At 72.4% G+C, this 22,971-nt stretch carries 23 protein-coding genes; 14 read left to right on the top strand and 9 right to left on the bottom strand.

Annotated features, from left to right (window positions below; translation table 11 throughout):
• Window positions 1-4: 4 nt before the first annotated feature.
• Window positions 5-1,966 carry an asparagine synthase (glutamine-hydrolyzing) gene (gene asnB, locus HUT12_RS22375; protein ID WP_131056236.1) on the top strand — a complete coding sequence of 654 codons (1,962 nt, stop codon included), beginning with the start codon at window positions 5-7 and terminating at the stop codon, window positions 1,964-1,966.
• 63 nt (window positions 1,967-2,029) lie between these two features.
• Here the strand turns inward: asnB and HUT12_RS22370 are convergent, their stop codons facing one another.
• On the bottom strand, window positions 2,030-3,115 hold the full coding sequence (locus HUT12_RS22370) for a lytic polysaccharide monooxygenase (RefSeq protein ID WP_176095923.1): 1,086 nt from the start codon (window positions 3,113-3,115) through the stop codon (window positions 2,030-2,032).
• Window positions 3,116-3,531: 416 nt separating this feature from the next.
• Here HUT12_RS22370 and HUT12_RS22365 point away from each other — a divergent pair, with 416 nt between their 5' ends.
• Window positions 3,532-4,467 carry a carbohydrate kinase gene (locus HUT12_RS22365; protein ID WP_176094609.1) on the top strand — a complete coding sequence of 312 codons (936 nt, stop codon included), beginning with the start codon at window positions 3,532-3,534 and terminating at the stop codon, window positions 4,465-4,467.
• A gap of 18 nt (window positions 4,468-4,485) precedes the next feature.
• Here the strand turns inward: HUT12_RS22365 and HUT12_RS22360 are convergent, their stop codons facing one another.
• Together HUT12_RS22360 and HUT12_RS22355 are read right to left on the bottom strand one after the other, a co-directional pair.
• Complete coding sequence (locus HUT12_RS22360; RefSeq protein WP_176094608.1) at window positions 4,486-5,316, bottom strand: MBL fold metallo-hydrolase; 831 nt, start codon at window positions 5,314-5,316, stop codon at window positions 4,486-4,488.
• On the bottom strand, window positions 5,313-5,717 hold the full coding sequence (locus HUT12_RS22355) for a thioesterase family protein (protein ID WP_176094607.1): 405 nt from the start codon (window positions 5,715-5,717) through the stop codon (window positions 5,313-5,315). Before HUT12_RS22355 ends, HUT12_RS22360 begins: the two co-directional genes overlap by 4 nt.
• Before the next feature lie 162 nt (window positions 5,718-5,879).
• On the opposite strand from HUT12_RS22355, the gene HUT12_RS22350 reads away from it, so the two are divergent.
• Window positions 5,880-6,911, top strand: a complete 1,032-nt coding sequence (locus HUT12_RS22350) for a phosphatase PAP2 family protein (protein ID WP_176094606.1) — start codon at window positions 5,880-5,882, stop codon at window positions 6,909-6,911.
• Between the two features lie 197 nt (window positions 6,912-7,108).
• On the opposite strand, the gene HUT12_RS22345 is transcribed toward HUT12_RS22350, so the two are convergent.
• The 3 genes from HUT12_RS22345 to HUT12_RS22335 all read right to left on the bottom strand — a co-directional run bounded on the left by HUT12_RS22345 (window position 7,109) and on the right by HUT12_RS22335 (window position 9,651).
• A complete protein-coding gene (locus HUT12_RS22345) occupies window positions 7,109-8,428 on the bottom strand; it encodes a PH domain-containing protein (RefSeq protein ID WP_254877069.1) in 1,320 nt (439 codons plus the stop codon).
• A gap of 335 nt (window positions 8,429-8,763) precedes the next feature.
• Entirely contained in the window at window positions 8,764-9,285 is a 522-nt protein-coding gene (locus HUT12_RS22340) for a PH domain-containing protein (RefSeq protein ID WP_131057178.1), read from the bottom strand.
• 135 nt (window positions 9,286-9,420) lie between these two features.
• The gene (locus tag HUT12_RS22335; protein WP_131057176.1) at window positions 9,421-9,651 is read right to left on the bottom strand and encodes a hypothetical protein; all 231 of its coding nucleotides are present in this window, start codon (window positions 9,649-9,651) and stop codon (window positions 9,421-9,423) included.
• A 236-nt stretch (window positions 9,652-9,887) separates the two neighbouring features.
• Between HUT12_RS22335 and HUT12_RS22330 the strand changes: the two genes are divergently transcribed.
• The 3 genes from HUT12_RS22330 to HUT12_RS22320 are packed head-to-tail and all read left to right on the top strand — an operon-like array spanning window position 9,888 to window position 12,930.
• Window positions 9,888-10,991, top strand: a complete 1,104-nt coding sequence (locus HUT12_RS22330; RefSeq protein WP_131057174.1) for a MoxR family ATPase — start codon at window positions 9,888-9,890, stop codon at window positions 10,989-10,991.
• The gene (locus tag HUT12_RS22325; protein WP_176094605.1) at window positions 10,970-11,983 is read left to right on the top strand and encodes a DUF58 domain-containing protein; all 1,014 of its coding nucleotides are present in this window, start codon (window positions 10,970-10,972) and stop codon (window positions 11,981-11,983) included. Before HUT12_RS22330 ends, HUT12_RS22325 begins: the two co-directional genes overlap by 22 nt.
• Window positions 11,980-12,930 carry a VWA domain-containing protein gene (locus tag HUT12_RS22320; protein WP_131054927.1) on the top strand — a complete coding sequence of 317 codons (951 nt, stop codon included), beginning with the start codon at window positions 11,980-11,982 and terminating at the stop codon, window positions 12,928-12,930. Before HUT12_RS22325 ends, HUT12_RS22320 begins: the two co-directional genes overlap by 4 nt.
• Before the next feature lie 30 nt (window positions 12,931-12,960).
• Here the strand turns inward: HUT12_RS22320 and HUT12_RS22315 are convergent, their stop codons facing one another.
• On the bottom strand, window positions 12,961-13,116 hold the full coding sequence (locus HUT12_RS22315) for a hypothetical protein (protein WP_161595013.1): 156 nt from the start codon (window positions 13,114-13,116) through the stop codon (window positions 12,961-12,963).
• 400 nt (window positions 13,117-13,516) lie between these two features.
• Here HUT12_RS22315 and fabG point away from each other — a divergent pair, with 400 nt between their 5' ends.
• The 4 genes from fabG (at window position 13,517) to HUT12_RS22295 (ending at window position 17,009) form a co-directional block, all read left to right on the top strand.
• Entirely contained in the window at window positions 13,517-14,221 is a 705-nt protein-coding gene (gene fabG, locus HUT12_RS22310; protein WP_176094604.1) for a 3-oxoacyl-ACP reductase FabG, read from the top strand.
• A gap of 23 nt (window positions 14,222-14,244) precedes the next feature.
• Window positions 14,245-15,012 (top strand): enoyl-ACP reductase FabI, encoded by a 768-nt coding sequence (gene fabI / locus HUT12_RS22305; RefSeq protein WP_131054929.1) that lies wholly within the window; start codon window positions 14,245-14,247, stop codon window positions 15,010-15,012.
• A 146-nt stretch (window positions 15,013-15,158) separates the two neighbouring features.
• The gene (locus HUT12_RS22300; protein WP_176094603.1) at window positions 15,159-16,190 is read left to right on the top strand and encodes a ferrochelatase; all 1,032 of its coding nucleotides are present in this window, start codon (window positions 15,159-15,161) and stop codon (window positions 16,188-16,190) included.
• A 39-nt stretch (window positions 16,191-16,229) separates the two neighbouring features.
• Window positions 16,230-17,009 carry an HAD-IIA family hydrolase gene (locus tag HUT12_RS22295; protein WP_131054931.1) on the top strand — a complete coding sequence of 260 codons (780 nt, stop codon included), beginning with the start codon at window positions 16,230-16,232 and terminating at the stop codon, window positions 17,007-17,009.
• 15 nt (window positions 17,010-17,024) lie between these two features.
• On the opposite strand, the gene HUT12_RS22290 is transcribed toward HUT12_RS22295, so the two are convergent.
• Window positions 17,025-17,819: a hypothetical protein gene (locus HUT12_RS22290; RefSeq protein WP_131054932.1), complete on the bottom strand. Its 795-nt coding sequence runs from the start codon at window positions 17,817-17,819 to the stop codon at window positions 17,025-17,027.
• A 195-nt stretch (window positions 17,820-18,014) separates the two neighbouring features.
• On the opposite strand from HUT12_RS22290, the gene HUT12_RS22285 reads away from it, so the two are divergent.
• A complete protein-coding gene (locus tag HUT12_RS22285; protein WP_176094602.1) occupies window positions 18,015-18,821 on the top strand; it encodes a DUF3097 domain-containing protein in 807 nt (268 codons plus the stop codon).
• A gap of 15 nt (window positions 18,822-18,836) precedes the next feature.
• Here HUT12_RS22285 and HUT12_RS22280 read toward each other — a convergent pair whose 3' ends face one another.
• Window positions 18,837-20,156, bottom strand: coding sequence for a serine hydrolase (locus tag HUT12_RS22280; protein WP_176094601.1), 1,320 nt, complete (start codon window positions 20,154-20,156; stop codon window positions 18,837-18,839).
• A gap of 82 nt (window positions 20,157-20,238) precedes the next feature.
• On the opposite strand from HUT12_RS22280, the gene HUT12_RS22275 reads away from it, so the two are divergent.
• From HUT12_RS22275 to HUT12_RS22265, 3 genes are all read left to right on the top strand, one after another.
• Window positions 20,239-20,709: an NfeD family protein gene (locus HUT12_RS22275; RefSeq protein ID WP_131057656.1), complete on the top strand. Its 471-nt coding sequence runs from the start codon at window positions 20,239-20,241 to the stop codon at window positions 20,707-20,709.
• A 4-nt stretch (window positions 20,710-20,713) separates the two neighbouring features.
• Window positions 20,714-21,823, top strand: a complete 1,110-nt coding sequence (locus HUT12_RS22270; RefSeq protein ID WP_176094600.1) for an SPFH domain-containing protein — start codon at window positions 20,714-20,716, stop codon at window positions 21,821-21,823.
• 173 nt (window positions 21,824-21,996) lie between these two features.
• Window positions 21,997-22,812 carry a hypothetical protein gene (locus tag HUT12_RS22265; protein ID WP_131054794.1) on the top strand — a complete coding sequence of 272 codons (816 nt, stop codon included), beginning with the start codon at window positions 21,997-21,999 and terminating at the stop codon, window positions 22,810-22,812.
• Window positions 22,813-22,971: the final 159 nt, after the last annotated feature.

The raw sequence follows: 22,971 nt of genomic DNA, 5'->3' as shown, positions 1-22,971 counted from the left end.
GGCCATGTGCGGACTCCTGGCCTTTTTCAGTGCCCGCGGCGACGCCGCCGCCCACCGCGACAACATCGCCGCAGCGCTGGAATGCCTGCACCACCGTGGCCCGGACGAGACCGGCGTCGAGGTGGTCGGGGACGCCTCCGGCCGGTACGCGGACGGGGTGTTCGCCCACAAACGGCTCGCGATCATCGACGTGGCGCTCAGCCACGAGCCGCTGCCCTACGCCGACGGCCGTTACCTGCTCACCTTCAACGGCGAGATCTACAACTACATCGAGCTGCGCGAGGAGCTGATCCGCGACTACGGGGCCCGGTTCGCCACCAACGGTGACGGCGAGGTGATCGTCGCCGGCTACCACTACTGGGGCGAGCAGGTGCTCACCCGGTTGCGTGGCATGTTCGCCTTCGTCATCTGGGACCGGCAGGAGCGCCGGGCGTTCGGCGCCCGCGACTACTACGGCATCAAGCCGCTGCACTACCTGGAGACCGCCGACGGGCTCTACCTCGCCTCGGAGAAGAAGGCCCTGCTGCCGTTCGCGCAGTCCGCGTACGCCGGGGACGCCGGGGTGGACACCGCGAACCTGAGCCACTACCTGACCCTGCAGTACGTCCCCGAGCCGGGCACCCTGCACCGGGGGATCAGCCGGATCGGCTCGGGTGAGTACCTCACCTGGACCCCGGGTGGCCGGATCGACGTGCGGCGCTGGTACCGGCCGGTGTTCCGGCCCGGCCCGGTCGCCGACGAGCAGAAGCTCTACCACGAGATCCGTGAGACGCTGCGCGAGAGCGTCCGCATGCACATGCGTTCGGACGTGCCGGTCGGGTCGTTCCTGTCCAGCGGCATCGACTCCACCGCCGTGGTGGCGTTGGCCCGCGAGTTCAACCCGAACATCCTCACCTTCACCGTCGGCTACGACGTGCCCGGATACTCGGAGATCGACGTCGCCCAGGAGTCGGCCCGCCACCTCGACGTGACCACGATCCCGACGAAGATCGGGCCGCAGGACATGATCGACGCGCTGCCGAAGATCGTCTGGCACCTGGACGACCCGGTCGCCGACCCGGCGCTGGTGCCGCTCTACTTCGTCGCCAAGAAGGCCGCCGAGCACGTCACCGTGGTGCTCTCCGGCGAGGGCGCGGACGAGTTCTTCGGCGGGTACACGATCTATCGTGAGCCGCTGTCGCTCAGCGGCGTCAACGGGCTGCCCGGCGGGGTCCAGAAGGGTCTGCGGGCGGTCTCCAAGGCCATCCCGCAGGGCGTCAAGGGCAAGAGCTTCCTGGAGCGCGGCACCACCCCGATCGAGGAGCGCTACTACGGCAACGCGCGGATGTTCACCGAGGAGGAGAAGCAGCACCTGCTGCGTCGCTACGACCCCTCGGTGCGCTACACCGACGTGACCGCGCCGATCTACGCCGAGTGCGCCGAGCTGGACGACGTCACCAAGATGCAGTACGTCGACCTCTACACCTGGCTGCGCGGGGACATCCTGGTCAAGGCCGACCGGATCTCCATGGCGCACTCGCTGGAGGTGCGGGTGCCCTTCCTCGACCGGGACGTGTTCGAGGTCGCGGCGAAGATCCCGGTCGACCTCAAGCTGCCGCCCCGCTCGGACGCCACCAAGTACGCCATGCGCCAGGCGTTGCAGGGTGTGGTGCCGCCGGCCATCGTCAACCGCAAGAAGCTGGGCTTCCCGACCCCGACCCGGGTCTGGCTGCGCGGCGAGATGTACGAGTGGGCCCGGCACGTGTTGAGCACCTCCGGCGCCGGAGACCTGCTCGACCTGTCGTACGCGCTGCGTCTGCTCGACGAGCACAAGCGCGAGGAGGCCGACCACTCCCGCAAGGTGTGGACGGTCCTGATCTTCTGCGTCTGGCACGCCATCTTCGTGGCCAAGACGCTGGACCCGGGCATCCAGCGCAACCAGTCCGCGCTGCTCACCAAGCCCGTCGTCGGCTCCATGGTGCGCTGACCCCGGACACGAACGAGCCCCCCTGCGGACATCCGCAGGGGGGCCGTTTCGCGTTCGACCGCGTCAGCGGGCGGCGCAGGTGGCCGTCGGTAGCGAGGTACTGCTACCGCTGGCCAGGAAGCCGAACGTCGTGCTGCCGTTGACGCCGAGACTTCCGTTGTAGGCGACGTTCGTCGCGGACACCGTCGACCCGGACGAGGTCTGGGTCGCGTTCCAGACCTGGCTGATCTGCTGGCCGCTCGGCCAGGTCCAGCTCGCGGTCCAGCCGTTGAGCGCTGCGGTGCCGTTGTTCCGAACCTCGACCTCGCCCTGGAAACCACCGGACCAGGTGCTGGTCACCCGCAGGGTGGCAGCGCAGCCACCGGTGCCGGGCGGCGGGGTGGTGGGCGGAGGCGTGGTGGGCGGCGGGGTGGTCGGCGGAGGCGTGGTGGGCGGCGGGGTGGTGGGCGGCGGGGTCGTGCCGCCACCGATCCCGGTCACCTCACCGTTGCCACCGTCGAAGGCCACGTCGGAGCAGCCGAAGAAGTTCTCCTGGCTGTCCGAGCGGACCCACCGCGAGTAGATGATGTGTCGGCCGGTCTTGTTGGCCGGCAGGGTCCCGGTGAAGTAGTAGTGGCCGTCGTTGGTGCCGACCGCGCCGCGCTGCGGCGGGTTGGTCACCGTCAGGAACGGCTGCTCCTCCAGGTCGCTCCAGGCCAGCGCCCGGGTCGGGCTCCAGCTGTTCTTGGTCACGTAGAAGTAGAACGTGCCCGGGTGGTGCGCCCAGTTGCTGTACCGGAACTCGATGGACCGGCCGGCGGTCAGGTGGGTGATCGGCCAGTCGTTACGGGCCAGGTCGAAGCCGCGGAAGCCGGTGGCGCCGCCGCTGCAGAGCTGGCCGTCGGGGATGAAGCCGGTGGTCCGCCCGTTGGCGTCCGAGCGCAGCACGCTGAACCAGTTGTACAGCGAGTTGGCACCGGACTGGGCGACCGCGGCGGAACAGGCCGGGTTCTGCGGCCGGATCTCCCCGGTGGGGGAGAGGCCGTCGCGCCAGCACAGGAACGTACGGGCGCCCGGCGTCATCGCCGCGCCGTGCGCGGCGGCCGGGTCGGGGCTGGCCGTCACGGCGACGACCGCGCTCGCGGCGAGGGTGACGGCCGCGAAGAACATCGCGGCCAGACGAGGTCGGTGCACAGGTTCTCCTGACTCGCGGGGCACACCGTGCGGGGTGGCCCCGCCGAAGCGCGCGGGAGGATGAAAGCTCGCTCCCGCAGCTAGGGGCGAATGCGACGAAGCGGCGACGTGTGCACGGGGTCTATGCCCTCCCGGCACGATGCCGCCGGTGATATGTCGACGCGTACGTATGCCCTCGCGCGTCCATGACCCGGCGCCGATGACGCGCAGCCCCCGCGCCATCCGGCACCACCATCCCAGCACGCCGACGCGGTCGACGCAATAGCTGTTCCTCGATGTGCACGACGTCGGTTCGCGTCGGCCGGTACGCGCCAATACCGTGGCGTGCATGCCCGGCGGCGGATCGCTGTGCCAGCCTGGGCGGCAGCGGACGGCCGACGGAAGGGACCGGGATGGGATACGCAGTGGTGCTCGGTGAGGCGCTCGTCGACCTGCTCGACACCGAGAGCGAGGGTGGCCGCGTCTTCCGGCAGGCCGTCGGCGGCGGCCCGCTGAACGTCGCCGTCGGCGTCGCCCGCCTCGGCGGCGCGGTGCAGTTCGTCGGCTCGCTCGGCGACGACGTGCTCGCCGGGCGGATCCGCGACCTGCTGGCCGCCGAGCGGGTCGGCACGGCCGGGACGCTCACCGCCCCGGTGCCGACCACGTTGGCGGTCACCACCTTCTCCGGTCCGGAACCGGACTTCCGCTTCTACGGCGATCCGCCCTCCTACGCGGTGCTCACCGCCGACGACGTCGACGCGACCCTGGTCGAGGACGCCGACGTGCTCTACTGCGGGTCGATCGTGCTGCTGGCGCCGACCACCCTGGCCGCCGCCCGCCGGGCCTGGTCGCTGGCGCCCGGGCTGCGGGTGTTCGACCCCAACGTCCGTCCGCGACTGCTGGACGGCCCGCAGGCACTGGCCGAACTGCGCGGAGTGGTTGCCGAGTTCGCCGCCGGTGCGCACCTGGTCAAGTTGAGCACCGCCGACGCGGAACTGCTCTACCCCGGCCAGCCGGTGGAGTCGGTGGCGGCGTACCTGCGCGAGGTGGGCGCGGGCACCGTCGTGGTCACCCTGGGCCCCGAGGGCGCGGTGGTCGCCGCCGCCGGCGCCGATCCGGTACGCGTACCCGCGCCGAGGGTGCACGCGGTCGACGCCACCGGCGCGGGCGACTCGGTGATGGCCGCGCTCGTCGCCGACCTGCTCGTCGACGGCGAGCCCGCCGAGCCGGGCGGCTGGACCGAGCGGGTGGCCTTCGCGTTGCGCGTCGCCGGTCTCGTCTGCGAACGGCCGGGCGGGGCCGTGGCCATGCCGACCCGGGCGCAGGTCCGCGAGCGCTTCACCGGCTGAGAGCGCCGGGTCCACGGATCAGGCGGTGCCGTCCAGCTCGGCGTAGCCACGGCGGGCCGCGATCAGCGCCGGGCGGGCCGGGAAGGGTGCCTCGGCGGCGACCCGCTCCGGCGGTGCCCCGCCGGTGTGCCCGGCCCGGATCAGCCAGGCCAGCTCGGCCAGCTGGGTGTGCTGTGCCCGGACGAACTCGACGTCGACCGGCTCACCGTGCCCGGGCACCACGACCGTCGCCGGGGTGGTCCACCGCAGCAACTCGGCCACCGCGTCGGGCCACTGCAACGGGAAGGAGTCCTCGAACGCCGGTGGGCCGGACTGCTCCACCAGGTCCCCGGCGACCAACACGTCGGCGTCGGGCACCTGCACCACCAGGTCGGCGTCGGTGTGGCCGTGCCCCGGATGCCGCAGCACCACCCGTCGGCCGCCGACGTCGAGGGTCGCCTCGGTCCGGACCGTACGGGTGGGTGCCAGCAGCGGCGTGTCGGCCAACTCGGCGGCCAGCCCCGGATGCGCGTCGCGCAGTTCCGCGTACGCCTGGCGGCGCAGCTCGTCCGGATCGCCGCTCATCACCTCGGCGGCGCGGTCGTGCGCCCACACCGGGCGGGGCGGGTCGGCGGCGAACGCGGCGTTGCCGAACCAGTGGTCGTAGTGGTGGTGGGTGTTGACGATCGTCAGCGGGTCACCGGTGACCGCCCGTACGGCGGCGGCCAGCTCGGCGGCCTGCCGCGCGCTGGAGAGCGTGTCGACCAGCAACGCCTCGCCGTCGCCGCACACCAGCGTGACGTTGACCGCGAGCAGGGGCTCGCGCAGGACGTGCACCCGGTCGGCGACCTCGACGAAGCGGACCGTCACGACGGTCGGCCGGCGCGTTCGACGAACCGCTGCCGGTCGACCACGACCCGTTCCACCCGGCCCTCGGCCACCCGCTGCCCGTCCTCGCTCACCTCGACGTCGAAGACCAGCCGACGCCGGTCGACCGTCGTCAGGGTGGCCTGCGCCACCACCGTCCGGCCCACCGGCGTGGCGGCCAGGTGCGTCAACTCGACCCGGGTGCCCACGCTGGTCGCACCGGCGGGCAGGTGCGGCGCGCTCGCCGCCACCGTGGCCGCCTCGACCAGCGCCAGCACCCGGGGGGTGCCGAGCACCGGTACGTCACCGGAGCCGACCGCCTCGGCGGTGTCGGCGTCGGTGACGGTCAACTCGACCCGGGCGGACAGACCCGGCGTCAGGGCGAGATCCGACTGCACCTGCATGGCCACAGCGTAGGGGCTCGCCGCGTCCTCGGCGACGCGTGCCGTCGGATGGCCCCCGTCCGGCTCCGGCCTGCAGCGCCGCGAGCGGCCCCGACACGGTGGCGCGGCACGCAGGTGGTCCTGCGTGGGGCGGCCCAGGGTCCGCCGTTAACCTTGTCCGCGATGTCTGCCGTGACCGACCCCCAGCCCCCGGCCCCGACCGAGCCGTCCGCCTCACCCGACGGCGGTCGCCGCCGCGTGATCGCGATGTCGCTGTGGAGCGTCGCCTTCGTGGCGGGCTGGCTCGTCATCGGCCTGCCCACCGACCCGCTGTACGCGTTCTTCTGGATCTGGGCGGGGACCATCGCCTGGAACTCCGCCCGCCCGTGGCGCAGTCACCTGCGCTTCGCCCGGGACTGGGTGCCGGTGGTGCTGCTGCTGGTCGCCTACAACCTGTCCCGGGGCTTCGCCTACCACGACGGGACGGTGCCGCACGCGTACGAGCTGATCCTGGCGGACCGGTTGATGTTCGGCTGGGCCATGGACGGCCAGGTGCCCACCGTCTGGTTGCAGCAGCACCTGTACCACCCCGAGGTGCGGTGGTGGGACGTCCTGGTCAGCTGGGTGTACTTCTCGCACTTCGTGGCGGCACTGGCCGCCGCCACCGTGCTCTGGATGCGGGAGCGCAGCCGGTGGGCGGCCTTCATGCGGCGCTGGTTCTTCCTCTGCGCCACCGGCCTGGTCACCTATTTCCTGTACCCGGCCGCGCCGCCGTGGTGGGCGGCGCAGAACGGGCTGATCGAGGAGGTCGCCCGGATCTCCACCCGGGGCTGGCGGGCGTTCGGCATGCACGGCGCCGGCAACCTGCTCAACGCCGGGCAGCTCGCCTCGAACCCGGTGGCCGCGATGCCGTCGCTGCACACCGCGTTCGCGCTGTTCGTGGTGCTGTTCTTCATGAACACCGTGCGACGCCGGTGGTGGCCGCTGCTGCTGTCGTACCCGCTGGCGATGACCTTCACCCTGGTCTACAGCGGCGAGCACTACGTGATCGACGTGCTGGTCGGCTGGGCGTACGTCGGGATCACCTTCCTGGCGGTCGGCGCGGCCGAGCGGTGGTGGTCGCGCCGCAAGGCCCGCCGGGCCGCCGCCACCGACCCACCTCCGGACGACCGGGACGCACCGGCCGCACCACCGGTGGTCCCGGCCACCCACTGACCGGTCGTCGCGCGGGCAGGCGCCGGCCGCCCTAGGGCCTGTGTCGAAGTCCCTGGCCGGCCTACGGCGGGCCCAGGCGGCGACCGGCCGCGTTGGGAATTGGTCCGGATACAACACCGGTATCCGGACCAATTCCCGCCTTGCCGGACCGCAGCCTGGACTCCGCCTCGGCTCGACCGAGGACTTCGACACAGGCCCTAGCCGCGACGGGCGGCCCGACCCCGGGCGGTCAGCTCCGCCGCCAGCGCCCAGGCGTCGGCGAGGTCACGGTCGACCGCCGCCGCGCCGGCCCCACCGGCGGTGTCCACGTGCACGGTCGCCAGGCCGAGCAGCCGCTGGATCGGGCCCTGCACCACCCGGACGCTCTGGAACCGGGCGTACGGCACCATCGTCAGTTGGCGGGTGAGCAGCCCGGACCGGACGGCGAAGACCTCGTCGGTCAGCCCCGCGCCGAGCACCTGACGGCTCAGCGGGTTCACCCAGCGGGCCCGGGTCGGCGGCGGGACCAGCGGCAACGACGCCAGGGTGACCCCGGGCAGCACCTCGGCGAGGATGATCTCGCCGGTCGCCAGGTCCCCCACGGGCAGCAGACGGTCCGGTCGGTTGCGCTGGTCGGCCTCGCCCGCGGCGTAGCCCGCCACCTCCAGGCGCATCCGCAGCCAGCCCTTCATCCGCCAGAGCAACGGCCAGGTCATCCCGACCGTCTGCACCCGGTGCAGCGGCACCGTCTGCACCCGCGTCTCCAGCAGGCCGTTGCGGATGCGCAGCCGGTCGGCGTCCCGCGCGAGCTGGAACCGCCAGTCGTCGAGCACCCGACGCACGGGTTGCAGCAGGATGCCCGCCATCGCGGTCAGCGTGCTCGCCACCGCGATGAACGACCACGATCCCTCGGACAGGAACTGCACGGTGACGAAGGCCACGCCGATCGGCAGCAGGAACGCCTGCGGGGTCAGCAACTGGCTGATCAGCAGGTCCCGGTTCTCGACCGCGTGCAACGGGCGTCCCGGCGGCGGGCCGGCCGTCCCGTCGTCCGCCGGTGCCGTCTCCTGGTCCGCCGACTCGCCCGACGCCACCGCGTCCGGACGGGCCGGGGCGACGGCCGGCCCGCCCGCGAGCGCCAGCAACCGCTGCCGCAACGCGGACGCCTCCGCGACGCTGAGGTACGCCAGCGGCGCCTCCGTCTTGCCGCCCCCGACCACCTCCAGCCGCAGTTCGGCCAGGCCGGTGAGCTGCGCCAGCAGCGGGCGGACCACCTCGACGGCCTGGAGCCGTTCCAGCGGAATGGCCCGGGTCCGTCGCCAGAGCAGCCCCTCGTGGATACGCAGTTCCCGGCCCACCACCTGGTAGCCCGTGTAGTACCAACTGATCACGGCCAGCACGGTCGCGCCGAGCGCGAGCACGATCACCATGGTCACGAACCACCCGAACCCGACCCGGGACAGCGTCGACCAGGACAGCCCGGCGATGACCACGGCCAGCGACTTCGCGCCGTGCAGCGCCGGGCTCAGCGGGTGCAGCCGCTGCCGCGCCTGCGCCGTGTCCGGCGCACCGCCGGGATACGGCGGGTAGGGCCCCCCGTGCGGGTACGGCGCCCCCTGCGGGGAGGACGCGCCCGGCTGGTGGGGCGTCCCGGGCGGATATGGCGGGTACGGCTGGTGGGGCGTCGCGTGCGGGTACGGCGCACCGGCGACGACCGGTGGGGCAGGTGTCTCGGGCCGTGCCGGCGGCCCGCCCAGGGACTGCTCCGGCGGCGGCGCCGTGGGGGTGCCGGGCGGTCCCGGATGGGCGACCGGTGGCGCCACGTCGCCCGTACGGGGCTCGGGCCGGTCCGGTGCCGACCCGACCGGGCCCGTCACAGCCCTTCCGCCCGGTCCTCGCCCAGCGCGGTGAGCCGGTCACGCAGCCGGGACGCCTCGGCCGGCCGCAGACCCGGCACGCGGGCGTCACTGGCGGCCGCCGCAGTGTGCAACTGCACGGTCGCCAGGTCGAACGCGCGCTCCAACGGACCGGCGCTGACGTCGACGAACTGCATCCGGGAGTACGGCACGATGGACAGGCGGCGCACCAGCAGCCCGTGCCGGACCAGGAGATCGTCCTCACGTTCGGCGTAGCCCCAGGCGCGTACCGCGCGGACGATGGTCACCGCCCGCCAGACCGCGAACAGCAGCACGGCACCGAGCGCCGCGCCGAACGGCCAGGTGCCGCTGAGCGCCCAGCCGATGCCGATGCCCGCCGAGACGACGACCACCACGGCGGACAGCCGCAGCAGCTCCACCCAGATCAGGTCGGACGAGATCGACTGCCACCGTACGGTGTCCGGCCAGGGTTCGAGCGGCCCGGCCGATGCCGGGGCGTTCGGGGCGTCATCGCTCACTGAGCACGTCTTTCGTTCGCGACTGCGGGGCTCGCAAGCTCACTCCTCGCGCTCACCGAGCTGGCCTTTCGTTCGCGACTGCGGGGCTCGCAAGCTCACTCCTCGCGCTCACCATCAAGTAGCCGTTGTACGCGTTCACTCTTCGAGCGTAGGCGATCCCGGGAGCGGGGCGACCTCGCGCAGGAAGCCCCGCGCGGTGAGGAAGTCGCCGAGCGAGGGACGGTGGAGGTCACAGGCGAGCCACGTCTTGCGTCGCTCAGGTGTGTGCAGGCGTGGGTTGTTCCAGCGCAGTGCCCACCCGGCGGAGGCGCGACATCCACGGGCCGAACAGATCAGAGCCTCGGCGGAGGTGTCGGAATCGTCCATCGCACCCAGTCTAGGGCGACGGGAATGAGTGAGCGCCGGGCGGCCACGGGGGAAGCCGCCCGGCGACGGAAGAATGGTACACACGCGGGGGCGGCATCTGTCCACTGGCGATCGGCGATTCGCCTGGCGGGCAACGGCGTGGCGGAAATCGGTCGCTCCCACAGTCGGTACTCAGTCGGGCATGCGAGGCTTGGTGACGCACACGCCGCTACGACCGAGCACGCTGTGGAGGACCGGTGGCCCAGCCGACCACGCCCGACGCTCCGACGCCGAACGGGGCAACGCCCCCGGCGGTCTCGCCGCCGACCACTCCGGCCCAGGACGCCACGCTGCTGGAGCGGGCGCTGTTCGAGATCAAGCGGGTGATCGTCGGGCAGGACCGGATGGTCGAACGGATGTTCGTGGCGCTGCTGGCCCGGGGACACTGCCTGCTGGAGGGCGTACCCGGAGTGGCCAAGACGCTCGCGGTGGAGACGCTCGCCCGCGTGGTCGGCGGGTCGTTCGCCCGGGTGCAGTTCACCCCGGACCTGGTGCCGGCCGACATCATGGGTACCCGGATCTATCGGCAGTCCAGCGAGAAGTTCGACGTCGAGCTGGGGCCGGTGTTCGTCAACTTCCTGCTCGCCGACGAGATCAACCGGGCGCCGGCGAAGGTGCAGTCGGCGCTGCTGGAGGTGATGAGCGAGCGTCAGGTCTCGATCGGCGGCGAGACGCACCGGGTGCCCAATCCGTTCCTGGTGATGGCGACGCAGAACCCGATCGAGCAGGAGGGCGTCTACCCGCTGCCGGAGGCGCAGCGGGACCGGTTCCTCATGAAGATCGTGGTGGGCTATCCCACCGACGCCGAGGAGCGGGAGATCGTCTACCGGATGGGGGTGTCCCCGCCCGAACCCACCGCCGTCTTCGACACCGCCGACCTGATCGCCCTGCAACAGAAGGCGGACCAGGTCTTCGTGCACAACGCGTTGGTCGACTACGCGGTCCGGCTGGTGCTGGCCACGCGTACGCCGGCCGAGCACGGCATGCCCGACGTGGCGCAACTGATCCAGTACGGTGCCAGCCCACGGGCCTCGCTCGGGTTGGTCCGGGCGACCCGGGCGCTGGCGCTGCTGCGGGGCCGGGACTACGCCCTGCCGCAGGACGTGCAGGACATCGCGCCGGACATCCTGCGTCACCGCCTGGTGCTCAGCTACGACGCGCTCGCCGACGACGTGCCCGCCGACCACGTGGTGCACCGGGTGATGTCGACCATCCCGCTGCCGTCGGTGGCGCCCCGGCAGCAGGCCACGCCACCGGGTGCGGTGGCGCCGACCTCGGGGTGGCCCGGGCAGCGGCCGTGACCCCGAGCACCCCTCCATCCCAGCAGCCACCGAACGTGGCGGACAACCGCTCCGGCGCGGTGCTGTCCCGCTTGCAGCTGATGGTCACCCGGAAGCTGGACGGGCTGTTGCAGGGCGACTACGCCGGTCTGCTGCCCGGCCCGGGCAGCGAGGCGGGGGAGTCGCGGGAGTACCGGCCCGGTGACGACGTCCGGCGGATGGACTGGCCGGTGACCGCGCGGACCACCACGGCGCACGTGCGGCGTACGGTGGCCGACCGGGAGTTGGAGACGTGGCTGGCGGTGGACCTCTCGGCCAGCCTGGACTTCGGCACCGGCCGGTGGCTCAAACGGGACGTGGTGGTGGCCGCCGTGGCGGCGATCACGCACCTGACCGTGCGGGGCGGCAACCGGATCGGTGCGGTGGTGGGCAGCGGCGGTGAGCGTCCCGCCGCCCGGCTGGGCTGGCGGGCGACGCCCGAGCCGGCCGGGCCGGGGCGTCTGGTCCGGCTGCCCGCCCGGTCCGGGCGCAAGGAGGCACAGGGCATGCTGCGCGCCATCGCCGGCACCCCGATCCAGCCGGGTCGGGGCGATCTCGGTGCGCTGATCGACATGCTCAACCGCCCGCCGCGGCGACGCGGTGTCGCGGTGGTCGTCTCCGACTTCCTCGCCCCGCCGGCCCAGTGGGCCCGGCCGCTGCGCAAGCTGCGGGTACGCCACGACGTGCTGGCGATCGAGGTGGTCGACCCGCGTGAGCTGGAACTGCCGGACGTGGGGGTGTTGCCGGTGGTGGACCCGGAGACCGGGGAACTGCACGAGGTGCAGACCGCCGACCCGAGCCTGCGGCACCGCTACGCGGCGGCCGCCGCCGCCCAGCGGGCGGAGATCTCCGCCGCGATGCGCGCGGCCGGCGCCGCGCACCTGCGACTTCGTACGGACCGAGACTGGCTGCTGGACATGGTGCGTTTCGTGGCCGCCCAGCGGCACGCCCGCACCCGGGGGACGACACGATGATCCGACTGCTCCAACCGTGGTGGCTGCTGGCGGTGCTGCCGGTGCTGGCCCTCGCCGCGTTGTACGTGTGGCGGCAGTTCCGCCGTCGCGAGTACGCGATGCGGTTCACCAACGTCGACCTGCTGCGGACCGTGGCGCCGAAGGGGTTGGGCTGGCGTCGGCACGTACCCGCGACCGCGTTCCTGCTGGCCCTGCTGGTGCTGGCCGGTGCGCTGGCCCGTCCGGCGATGGACACCCGGGAGCCGCTGGAGCGGGCCACGATCATGTTGGCCATCGACGTGTCGCTGTCGATGCAGGCGGACGACGTGGCGCCGAGCCGGCTGGAGGCCGCGCAGGAGGCGGCCAAGCAGTTCGTCGGGGAACTGCCCGAGAGCTACAACGTCGGGCTGGTGTCGTTCGCGAAGTCGGCCAACGTGCTGGTGCCGCCGACCAAGGACCGCCCGGCGGTGACCAGTGCCATCGACGGGCTGGTGCTGGCCGAGGCGACCGCCACCGGTGAGGCGGTCTTCACCTGCCTGGAGGCGATCCGCTCGGTGCCGGCCGACGGTGCGGCGGGTATCCCGCCGGCCCGGATCGTGCTGCTCTCCGACGGCTTCCGCACGGCCGGTCGGTCGGTGGAGGAGGCGGCTGCGGCGGCGCAGGCGGCGAACGTACCGGTCTCCACCATCGCCTTCGGCACCGACACCGGGCACGTGGACATCGGTGGGCAGTTGCAGCGGGTGCCGGTGGACCGGATGGCGTTGGCCGAGTTGGCCGAGACGACCGAGGGCTACTTCTACGAGGCGGCCACGGTCACCGAGCTCAAGCAGGTGTACCAGGACATGGGCAGCTCGATCGGTTTCCGGACCGAGGCGCGGGAGATCACCCAGTGGTACGCCGGCATCGCCCTGTTGCTGGCGCTCTGCGCCGGGGCGTTCAGCCTGCTCTGGTCGTCCCGGATGCTCTGACCGGCGTGGTCGTGCGGTCGGGGCGCGTGGTCAGTGGGTGCTGCTGGCCAGCACGAAGAGCACGGCCACCCAGACGGCGGCGAGGGTGAAGCCCAGCGGGGCGACGTAACGGCTCATGGAACGCTCCGGGTGGCGACGGCGGTCCGGGCGGGGTGGACCGCGTGGGGGTGGATCGAGGAGGCGCACACGAAGTCGTGACCGAACGGCTTCCGGGCGCACCCGCGCGTTCCGTCGCCCCGGCGGGTGGGCCGGGCGGTGGCGCAGGGGGTGCGTGGGGAGCGGGGCCAGATCAGGCGGAGCGGTGCTCAGCGTGACTGGCGGTCGGCCCGGCCACGACTGGGAGGATCGCTATCTCGCACAGCGATCACCTCCTGCGGTCGGGGTCCGGACGAGCGGTGCCGCCGGGCGGCCCGCAAACGCGATGATCGTACACCCGTGGTGGCGTACCGGCCCACTCGGCCGACCGCACCGGCGGCCCGGCTCCGATCGGCGCGGATGGTGCCGGTGTCGGGCGGGGCGGGTTAGTGATTACCGTGCGGTAGCGCCTAGTCTCCAACCCGCAGCGATCTTCCGGAGAGGACCCACCGTGTCTCGAACTGTGCTGGTTACCGGCGGCAACCGCGGAATCGGTCTGGCCATCGCCCAGGCGTTCGCCAAGCAGGGCGACCGGGTGGCGATCACCCACCGGGGCAGCGGGGCGCCGGAGGGGCTGTTCGGTGTGCGGTGCGACATCACCGACGCCGGGTCGGTCGACGCCGCGTTCAGCGCGGTCGAGGCGGAGTTGGGGCCGGTGGAGGTGCTGGTCGCCAACGCCGGTATCACCGACGACACGCTGCTGCTGCGGATGTCCGAGGAGCAGTTCACCCGGGTGCTGGACACCAACCTGACCGGTGCGTACCGCTGCGCCAAGCGCGCCTCGGGGAAGATGCTGCGGGCCAAGTGGGGACGCATGATCTTCGTCTCCTCGGTGGTCGGCCTCTCCGGCGGCGCCGGGCAGGTCAACTACGCGGCCAGCAAGGCCGGCCTGGTCGGGGTGGCCCGCTCGATCACCCGGGAGTTGGGCACCCGGAACATCACCGCCAACGTCGTCGCGCCCGGCTTCATCGAGACCGACATGACCGCGGGACTGAGCGCGGACCGCAAGGCGGAGATCCTCAAGTCGATCCCGGCCGGTCGGATGGCCGCGCCGGACGAGGTCGCCGCGGTGGTCACCTGGCTGGCCGGCGACGGCGCCGGGTACGTCTCCGGCGCGGTCATCCCGGTCGACGGCGGCCTCGGCATGGGCCACTGACCCTGAGCACGGAGGAATGAGTAATGTCCGGACTGCTGGCCGGTAAGCGGCTGCTCGTCACCGGCGTCATCACCGACGCCTCCATCGCCTTCTCGGTGGCGAAGCTCGCCCAGGAGAACGGCGCGCAGGTCGTGCTCACCGGGTACGGCCGGCTCTCGCTGGTGCAGCGGATCGCCAAGCGGCTGCCGGAGCCGGCGCCCGTCATCGAGCTGGACGTGACCGACCCCGCGCACCTGGCCGGGCTGGCCGACAAGGTCCGGGAGCACGTCGACGGGCTCGACGGCGTGGTGCACTCGATCGGGTTCGCCCCGCAGAGCTGCCTCGGCGGCGGCTTCCTCGACGCCTCCTGGGAGGACGTGGCGACCGCGCTGCACGTCTCCACGTACTCGTACAAGTCGCTCGCGACGGCGGCGCTGCCGCTGATGTCGCCGGGCGGCGCGGTGGTCGGCCTGACCTTCGATGCGACTCAGGCGTGGCCGGTCTACGACTGGATGGGCGTGGCCAAGGCCGGACTGGAGTCCGCCTCCCGCTACCTCGCCCTGCACCTGGGCAAGCAGGGCATCCGCAGCAACCTGGTCGCCGCCGGGCCGCTGCGCACCATGGCCGCCAAGTCGATCCCCGGCTTCGAGCAGTTCGAGGACGCCTGGTCCGAGCGGGCCCCGCTGGGCTGGAACCTGGCCGACCAGGAACCGGCCGCGCGCGCCTGTCTGGCGCTGCTGTCCGACTGGTTCCCGGCCACCACGGGCGAGATCGTGCACGTCGACGGCGGCTATCACGCCATCGGTGCCTAGGCATGTAAGGCATGTAAGGAAGGGTCCCCTGCTACCGCCTGCGGTATAGCAGGGGACCCTTCCTAACGTCCGGGACCCGGCGGCGTTACCGCCGGCGACCCGGGGGCGTTGCCGGGGCGCCGCCGGCCACCGGCAAGAATGGGTCCATGGCGTACGACGCGGTGGTCCTGCTCTCCTTCGGTGGCCCGGAGGGGCCGGACGACGTGCTGCCCTTCCTCCAGAACGTGACCCGGGGCCGGGGCGTGCCGCCGGAGCGGCTGGCCGAGGTGGCCGAGCACTACCAGCACTTCGGTGGGGTCTCGCCGATCAACCAGCAGTGTCGGGACCTGCTCGCGGCGATCCGCGCGGACTTCGCCGCCCACGATCTCGACCTGCCGGTCTACTGGGGCAACCGGAACTGGCACCCGATGCTCGCCGACACCGTGGCGCAGATGCGCGACGACGGCGTACGGCGGGCGCTGGCGTTCGTCACCAGCGCCTACGGCGGGTACTCCTCCTGCCGGCAGTACCAGGAGGACGTCACCGCCGCCCGGGCGGCGGTCGGTGCCGACGCGCCGGTGATCGAGAAGCTGCGCCAGTTCTGGGACCATCCCGGTTTCGTCGAGCCGCACGTCGACGCGGTACGCGAGGCCCTGACCCGGCTCGACCCGGCACGTCGGGACAGCACCCGGCTGGTCTTCACGGCCCACTCGGTGCCGACCTCGGCGGCCGACAGCGCCGGTCCGCACGGCGGCCGGTACACCGCCCAGCTCGCCGAGACGGCGCGGCTGGTGCACGCCGCAGCGGCCCCGGACCTGCCCTACGACCTGGTCTGGCAGAGCCGATCCGGCCCGCCGCACGTGCCGTGGCTGGAGCCGGACGTCAACGACCACCTGACCGCCCTCGCCGAGCAGGGTGTGACCGGCGTGGTGGTCAGCCCGATCGGGTTCGTCTCGGACCACCTGGAGGTGGTGTGGGACCTGGACACCGAGGCGTTGGACACCGCCAAGCAGCTCGGCCTGGACTTCGTCCGGGCCGCCACCCCCGGCGTCGACCCGCGCTACGTGACCATGGTGCGGGAACTGGTCCGGGAGCGGATCGACCCGGACGGCGCGCAGATGCGCCGTCGCCTCGGCGAGCTGCCGATGTGGGACACCTGCCCCACGGTCTGCTGCGTCCCGCCGCGCCGTCCGTCCTGACCGCACCGACGGCCCGACACCCCAGGGATGATGACGATCATGCATGACCGTAAGCCCGTGCAGAGCTGGCTCACCGACATGGACGGTGTCCTGGTGCACGAGGGGCAGCCCGTGCCGGGCGCGCCGGAGTTCGTCAACCGGCTGCGTGCCTCCGGAAAGCCGTTCCTGGTGCTGACCAACAACTCGATCTACACCCCGCGCGATCTTCAGGCCCGGCTCGCCCGGATGGGGCTGGACGTGCCGGAGCAGGCGATCTGGTCGTCCGCCCTGGCCACCGCCCAGTTTCTGGCCGACCAGCGGCCGGGCGGCACCGCGTACGTGATCGGGGAGGCCGGGCTGACCACCGCCCTGCACGCGGTGGGCTACGTGCTCAGCGACTTCGCGCCCGACTACGTGGTGCTGGGGGAGACCCGTACCTACAGCTTCGAGGCGATCACCAAGGCGATCCGGTTGATCGACGACGGCGCGCGGTTCATCTGCACCAACCCCGATGCCACCGGCCCGTCGGTGGAGGGCGCGCTGCCGGCGGCCGGGTCGGTGGCCGCGATGATCTCGAAGGCGACCGGGGTGGAGCCGTACTTCGTCGGCAAGCCGAACCCGATGATGATGCGCTCGGCGTTGAACACGATCGACGCGCATTCGGAGAGCACCGCGATGATCGGCGACCGGATGGACACCGACATCCTCTGCGGCCTGGAGGCCGGGCTGGAGACGATCCTGGTGCTGACCGGGATCAGTACCCGCACCGAGGCGGAACGCTACCCGTACCGGCCGTCCCGGATCGTCGACTCGGTGGCCGACCTGATCGACGAGATCTGAGCCGGCGGGTCGGTCTCAGGGCCGCAGGGGAGCGTTGCAGGCGGCGACCAGGGCCTGCCGGCAGGCGGTGGTGAGCGGGCGCAGCGCGGCGTCGCGCTGCTGGGCCTCGTAGTTGTTGACCGCGCCGCCCGGTGCCGCGTGTCCGGCCAGTGCGAGCACCCGGTCGAGCACGGCGGCGCGGGCGAACAGCCGGCGGGAGCGTGGGTCGAATCCGGGCGGCAGGTCGGTGGTGCCGTCGGGGCGGCGCAGTGCCTCCAGGGCGCCGGCCAGTTCGGGGCGCCACTGGGCCACGTCGAGTCGGGTGAGCGCGGCGGTGGTGTCCGCCAGCGCGGCGGCCAGTTCCGCCTCGGCCTCGGCCGCGCCGGGGAGGGTGAGCGACGCCGCCGCGGCGTTGGGCGGCAGCGGGTAGACCCGCCAGAGCACCGTCTCGAAGGTGTCGCCGGAGCCGGACGTGTGCACGCGTACCTCGGGGATCAGGCCGAGCGTACCGGCGATCACCGCCTCGCCGACGACGAGCGCCGCACCGGCGAAGTCGCCGGGGCCGGGCAGCCCGCGTGGGTCGCCCGGGGCTGGCAGCACCAGCCGGATCTCGTCCGGCGAGAGCTTGGCCAGGGTGGGCAGGGCCTGCCGTAGCGGCACGTCCGTCCAGGTGCCGGGCGCGTCGGCGACGTGGTGCTCCTCGTCACCGGCGACCTCGTCGGCGACTTCGTCGAAGGGCACGAGCCCGGCGCGCCAGGCGCGCACCCAGGCAACGAACCGGCTCGACCGGCGCGGCGCGAGGATGGCCGCACCCGCAGCGGGGGTGGACATGCCGAAAGAGTACGTGCTGACGCCCACCCCTGTCTCGGCTGCCGCGCGCCCACCTCCTCGGCGCGCCGATCACGCGACCTCACCGCGTGATTTGTTGCCACACGCGGCTTTTCCAATGCATCGCACCCTGTGGCCCGGACGGCGTGGCGGCGAGTCGGTGGCGGCGCGGGCCGGACCGGCGGTTAGCGTGATCGGATGGGGCGGCGGTATGGCGACGACGTGTTGGCGGGGGACTGGCGGCGGCGGAAGGTGACCCCGGAGGTCGACGCCGAGCCGGATCTGGTGGTCGAGGACGCCGACTCGGGCTTCTGCGGCGCGGTGGTCGGCTTCGACTCCGGCGCGGTCGTGCTGGAGGACCGGCACGGCAAACGGCGCAACTTCCCGTTGCTGCCGGCCGCGTTCCTGCTCGACGGTCGTCCGGTGACCCTGCGTCGACCGACCCGCGCCCCGGTGCCGGCCGCGCGTCGGCGTACCGCGTCGGGCTCGGTGGCGGTGGACGGGGTTCGCGCCCGGGTCGCCCGCGCCAGCCGGATCTGGGTCGAGGGCGTCCACGACGCCGCGTTGGTGGAGCGGATCTGGGGCGACGACCTGCGGATCGAGGGCGTGGTGGTGGAGCCGCTGGAGGGCGTCGACGCACTCGACGACCGGGTACGGGAGTTCGGTCCCGGACCCGACCGTCGGCTCGGTGTCCTCGTCGACCACCTGGTGCCCGGCTCCAAGGAGAGCCGGATCGTGGCCCGGGTGAACTCCCCGCACGTGCTGGTCACCGGGCATCCCTACGTCGACGTGTGGCAGGCGGTGAAGCCGTCGGCGCTGGGCATCGCGGCGTGGCCGGTGGTGCCGCCGGGACGCCCGTGGAAGGAGGGTGTCTGCGCCGCGCTCGGCGTCGCCGAGCCGGCCGACATGTGGCGACACATCCTGTCCCGGGTGGACACCTTCGCCGAGGTGGAGACCCCCCTGATCAACGCCATGGAACGCCTGATCGACTTCGTCACCGAGTGAGCCGGCCCGCCCCCGTCACGGGACGTCGTCGGGCGTGCGGGTGAACAGGAACGTGGCGATGTCCAGCGTGACCGGGTGGCCGGCGGGATCGCGGTGGACGCGCAGGATCTCCCCGATCTCCGCGCCGCTGTGCCCGCGCCAGCGGTCCGGGCCGTCCGGGCGGTAGCGGCTGACCCGGTCGCCGCGCAGGGTGCCCACCAGGTCGCCGGTGGTGTGGTCCCAGGTGACGTCGAGTGCGGTGCCCATCCACCACCAGCGGCCGGTCAGCGCCGCCACCTCGGCCGGGGGCGGGGCGTCGGCGGGTCGCCACGGCCGGGCCGGTGCCGGTTCGGCGTCGAGGACCCGGGTCAGCACCTGGACGCCGAGCGGACTGATGCCGCCGGTGCGGAAGCCGTACGAGTTGGCGAAGCCGACCAGACCGGTCCGGCTGGACCGGTGCACCAGCAGCACGGCGACGTGGCCGGGCATCGAGCCGCCGTGCCCGACGTAGACGCGTTCGCCCTGGCGGGTGAGTTGGATGCCCAGGCCGTAGCCGCCCCGCCAGGAGTCGAGGTCGCTGAGGAACACCGGGGCGCACATCTCGTCGAGGGTGTCCGGGGCCAGCACCGCGGGGTCGGGGTCGGCGAGGAACGCTGCCCACCGGGACAGGTCGGCCACGGTCGACCAGAGCTGCCCGGCGGGGGCCATCGCCCCGGTGTCGGTGTGCGGCTCCTCGCGGAGCGTGTCGTGCCACGGGTGCACCACGTACCCGGGGGCGTACGGCGTGGTGGCGGCGTACGTGGTGCGGTGCATGCCCAGTGGCGCCAGGATCCGTTCCCGCACCAGCTGGGCCCACCCGGTGCCGGTGATCCGTTGCAGCGCGCCGCCGAGCAGTCCGAAGGCCAGGTTCGAGTAGTGGTGGGTGCGGTACGCCGGCAGCGCGATCTTGGGATCGCCGAAGTCGGCCAGCAGGGTGTGCAGGTCGACGCCCTCGCTCCGCTCCCACCACGGCCCGTCCGGCTCGCGTTGCAGCCCGCCCGCGTGCCCCAGCAGTTGGCGCAGGGTGATCGGTCCGGCGGCTCCGGCCTCGGGCAGGTGCCGTCGCAGCGGATCGTCCAGCGCCAGCCGTCCGGCGTCGCGCTCCTGCATGATCAGCACGGCGGTCATGGTCTTGGTGATCGAGCCGATCCGGTACTGCAGGTCGGCGTCCGGCCGGGGATGGTCACCGGCGGCGGCCAGGTGCGCCAGTGTGCCGTCGCGCACCACGCCGACGACCAGCGACGGCACGTGGCCGGCGGACTGCGCGTCGGCCACCAGGGCGTCGACGTGCCGTACTGTTTCCGGACGCAGGGACACGAAGGCTCCTTCGAGGCGGTGGTCGGGCGCCTCCGATCATGACAGTTCGATGACACGTGCATTGTCATGTCACGATCAGTACGTGGATGCCGTGCTGTGGATCGTGCTGGGTGTGGTACTAGCGGTCGCTGAGATCTTCACGGCGACCCTGTTCTTGATCATGTTTGCGGTCGGTGCGTTCGCCGCCGCAGGCGCCGCCGCGTTCGGAGCGCCGGTGGCGATACAGGCTGTCGTCTTCGCCGTGGTGTCGGCGTTGACCGTGCTCGCGGCGCGGCCGGTCATCCAGCGGCACAAGCAGACCGCGATGGAGACCGGCGAGACCGCCTTCGGGGTGGAGGCGATCGAGGGTTCGTCGGCCCTGGTCCTGGAGCAGGTCGACGCCGCGCAGGGCATGGTGAAGATCGACGGCGAAGTGTGGAGCGCGCGGGCCTACGACGCCACGCAGGTTTTGGCACCCGGAGAACGGGTGCAGGTTATTCAGGTCAAGGGAGCGGTAGCCCTGGTCTGGCGGGACGTTGCGGCGCCCGGCGAGCTACCCGAAGCGGAGAGGTGAACGGATGGAACTAGTCATACCCGTCCTTTTGATAGCATTTGCCCTGATCTCGGTGATCACCCTGGCGAAGTCGGTGCGGATCGTGCCGCAGCAGCGTCAGGACGTGGTCGAGCGGCTCGGCCGGTACAAGCGGACGCTCAACCCCGGGCTGAACATCCTGGTGCCCTTCGTCGACGCGGTGCGGACGAAGGTGGACATGCGCGAGCAGGTGGTCAGCTTCCCGCCGCAGCCCGTGATCACCTCGGACAACCTGGTCGTCTCGATCGACACCGTGCTCTACTTCAAGGTCGTCGACTCGGTCCGGGCCACCTACGAGATCTCCAACTTCCTCCAGGCGATCGAGCAGCTCACCGTCACCACGCTGCGTAACGTGATCGGTTCGCTCGACCTGGAGCGCGCGCTGACCAGCCGTGAGGAGATCAACCGGCATCTCTCCGGGGTGCTGGACGAGACCACCGGCCGGTGGGGCATCAAGGTGACCCGGGTCGAGATCAAGGCGATCGAGCCGCCGCCGAGCATCCGCGACTCCATGGAGAAGCAGATGCGCGCCGAGCGGGACCGCCGTGCCGCGATCCTGAACGCCGAGGGTCACAAGCAGTCGCAGATCCTCTCGGCCGAGGGTGAGAAGCAGGCCGCGGTGCTGCGCGCCGACGGTGACCGGCAGGCCCGCATCCTGCAGGCCGAGGGTCAGGCCAAGGCGGTCCGGACGGTGTTCGACGCCATCCACCAGGCCAACCCGAGCCAGAAGGTGCTGGCCTACCAGTACCTCCAGGCCCTGCCGCAGATCGCCAACGGCACGGCCAACAAGGTGTGGATCGTGCCGGCCGAACTGACCAAGGCCCTGGAGGGTATGGGCGGCGCGCTCGGCGGGCTGAACCAGATGGTCGGCGACGCCCCCACCCAGCAGGCGTCCGCCGACGCCAGCGCGGTGGAGCGGGAGGCGGCCGAGGCCGCGCAGGCCGCCGCCCGGGCGGCCCAGGAGATCCACAACGAGGTACGCGTCGCCGAGGCGCAGGCCACCGGCGGCAGGGAGCCGCAGGGTCTGCCCGCACCCGAGCCGGTCTCCCCGGGGAGTCTGCTGAACGACCCGGCCGACCAGCGCGAGCGAGGCTGATCCGGAGTCGGTCCGGGCCGGGGTGACCCGGTCCGGACCGGCGTCCGGACAAATGCGAGAAAGGCTCATGAGGCGCTCCGGTGCCTGCCACCATCGGTCCTAGGCGGGTGGTGACCAGGCATCGGGGCGCCTCGGCGTGTCCCGGCACCGCTCGTGGATGAGCGAGGTGACCGATGGATCCGCTGAAACGGTTGTGGTCCCCGCCGGACGTACCCGGGGCACACGACCCCGCCGGGCCGCTCGGCACCCGACGGACCGGTGGGGGCTTCGGCGTCCTGCCCTTCGTCGACGATCCGGGACCACCCGGACCGGCCACCAACGCGAGTTGGGCGTGGTCGCTGCGCCGCCTCGCCCGCGCCGCGGTCTGGCTGCTGCCCGCGTACGCGATCCTCTACGGCGCGGTGGCCATGGCCAGCGACGGCGGGGTGGGCAACGACCCGTACCCGGCCGACGGCCGCGCGGTGTACCTGATCGGCTGGGTCGCCGCGATCTGGCTCGGGCTGCTGGCCCTGCTCGGCCTGGCCGGCCTGCTCGCGGCCACCCGCAGTCGCCGCAGCGCCGTGGCCGGCCTGTTGGTCAGCATCGCCGGCACGGTGCTGATGCTGCCCTTCGCCGGGTTCGCCGAGGACACTCCGGTCTTCGGTGCGACCGCCCGGTCGCTGGTGCTGGTCGGCGCGACCTTCTACAGCGTCGGTTGGCTGCTCACCGGATGGGCGGTGGCGCGGTCGGGGATGTTCAGCATGGGCGACGGCACGATGCTGATGATCGCCAGCCCGCTGCTCGGCCTCGGCGGGGCACTGATCGGCTCCCTGCAGACCTTCGGGGCGATCTTCGTGCTGATCGCCGGCATCGGCATCGCCTACCGTTCCGGCCGGCTGCTGCCCCGGGAGATCCTGCGCGACGCCACCAGCGCCAGCGTCGCGACGGCAGGTCCGACCGGTGTGGGCCCGGCGGGCCCCGGCGGCCCCGGCCCGCTGGGCACGGCATGACCCCCGCCGGATGTAAGGAAGGGACCCTTCCTATACACGAGGCGTTAGTAGGGGGCCCTTCCTTGCGCCGGTCGTCTGCGTCGAGTGTCCGGTACGTCCGCATTTCTTCTGGCCAGTGGTGCTGGCCAGCGCAAAGACCGCTGGCATCTGGCCGTGAAT

The organism is Verrucosispora sp. NA02020 (genome assembly GCF_013364215.1).
GTDB lineage: Bacteria > Actinomycetota > Actinomycetes > Mycobacteriales > Micromonosporaceae > Micromonospora.
Note: the sequence above shows the minus strand (reverse complement) of the source record. Positions and strands in the feature narration are given on the sequence as shown.

Excerpts from the sequence above, each read along its gene's own strand:
- HUT12_RS22285 (WP_176094602.1), top strand. The coding sequence starts at position 18,015 with ATGGGGCGGCGGTATGGCGACGACGTGTTGGCGGGGGACTGGCGGCGG.
- HUT12_RS22320 (WP_131054927.1), top strand. The coding sequence starts at position 11,980 with ATGATCCGACTGCTCCAACCGTGGTGGCTGCTGGCGGTGCTGCCGGTG.
- HUT12_RS22355 (WP_176094607.1), bottom strand. The coding sequence starts at position 5,717 with ATGCAGGTGCAGTCGGATCTCGCCCTGACGCCGGGTCTGTCCGCCCGG.
- HUT12_RS22300 (WP_176094603.1), top strand. The coding sequence starts at position 15,159 with ATGGCGTACGACGCGGTGGTCCTGCTCTCCTTCGGTGGCCCGGAGGGG.
- HUT12_RS22365 (WP_176094609.1), top strand. The coding sequence starts at position 3,532 with ATGGGATACGCAGTGGTGCTCGGTGAGGCGCTCGTCGACCTGCTCGAC.
- HUT12_RS22295 (WP_131054931.1), top strand. The coding sequence starts at position 16,230 with ATGCATGACCGTAAGCCCGTGCAGAGCTGGCTCACCGACATGGACGGT.
- HUT12_RS22290 (WP_131054932.1), bottom strand. The coding sequence starts at position 17,819 with ATGTCCACCCCCGCTGCGGGTGCGGCCATCCTCGCGCCGCGCCGGTCG.
- fabI (WP_131054929.1), top strand. The coding sequence starts at position 14,245 with ATGTCCGGACTGCTGGCCGGTAAGCGGCTGCTCGTCACCGGCGTCATC.
- HUT12_RS22350 (WP_176094606.1), top strand. The coding sequence starts at position 5,880 with ATGTCTGCCGTGACCGACCCCCAGCCCCCGGCCCCGACCGAGCCGTCC.
- HUT12_RS22270 (WP_176094600.1), top strand. The coding sequence starts at position 20,714 with ATGGAACTAGTCATACCCGTCCTTTTGATAGCATTTGCCCTGATCTCG.
- HUT12_RS22335 (WP_131057176.1), bottom strand. The coding sequence starts at position 9,651 with ATGGACGATTCCGACACCTCCGCCGAGGCTCTGATCTGTTCGGCCCGT.
- HUT12_RS22265 (WP_131054794.1), top strand. The coding sequence starts at position 21,997 with ATGGATCCGCTGAAACGGTTGTGGTCCCCGCCGGACGTACCCGGGGCA.
- asnB (WP_131056236.1), top strand. The coding sequence starts at position 5 with ATGTGCGGACTCCTGGCCTTTTTCAGTGCCCGCGGCGACGCCGCCGCC.
- HUT12_RS22370 (WP_176095923.1), bottom strand. The coding sequence starts at position 3,115 with ATGTTCTTCGCGGCCGTCACCCTCGCCGCGAGCGCGGTCGTCGCCGTG.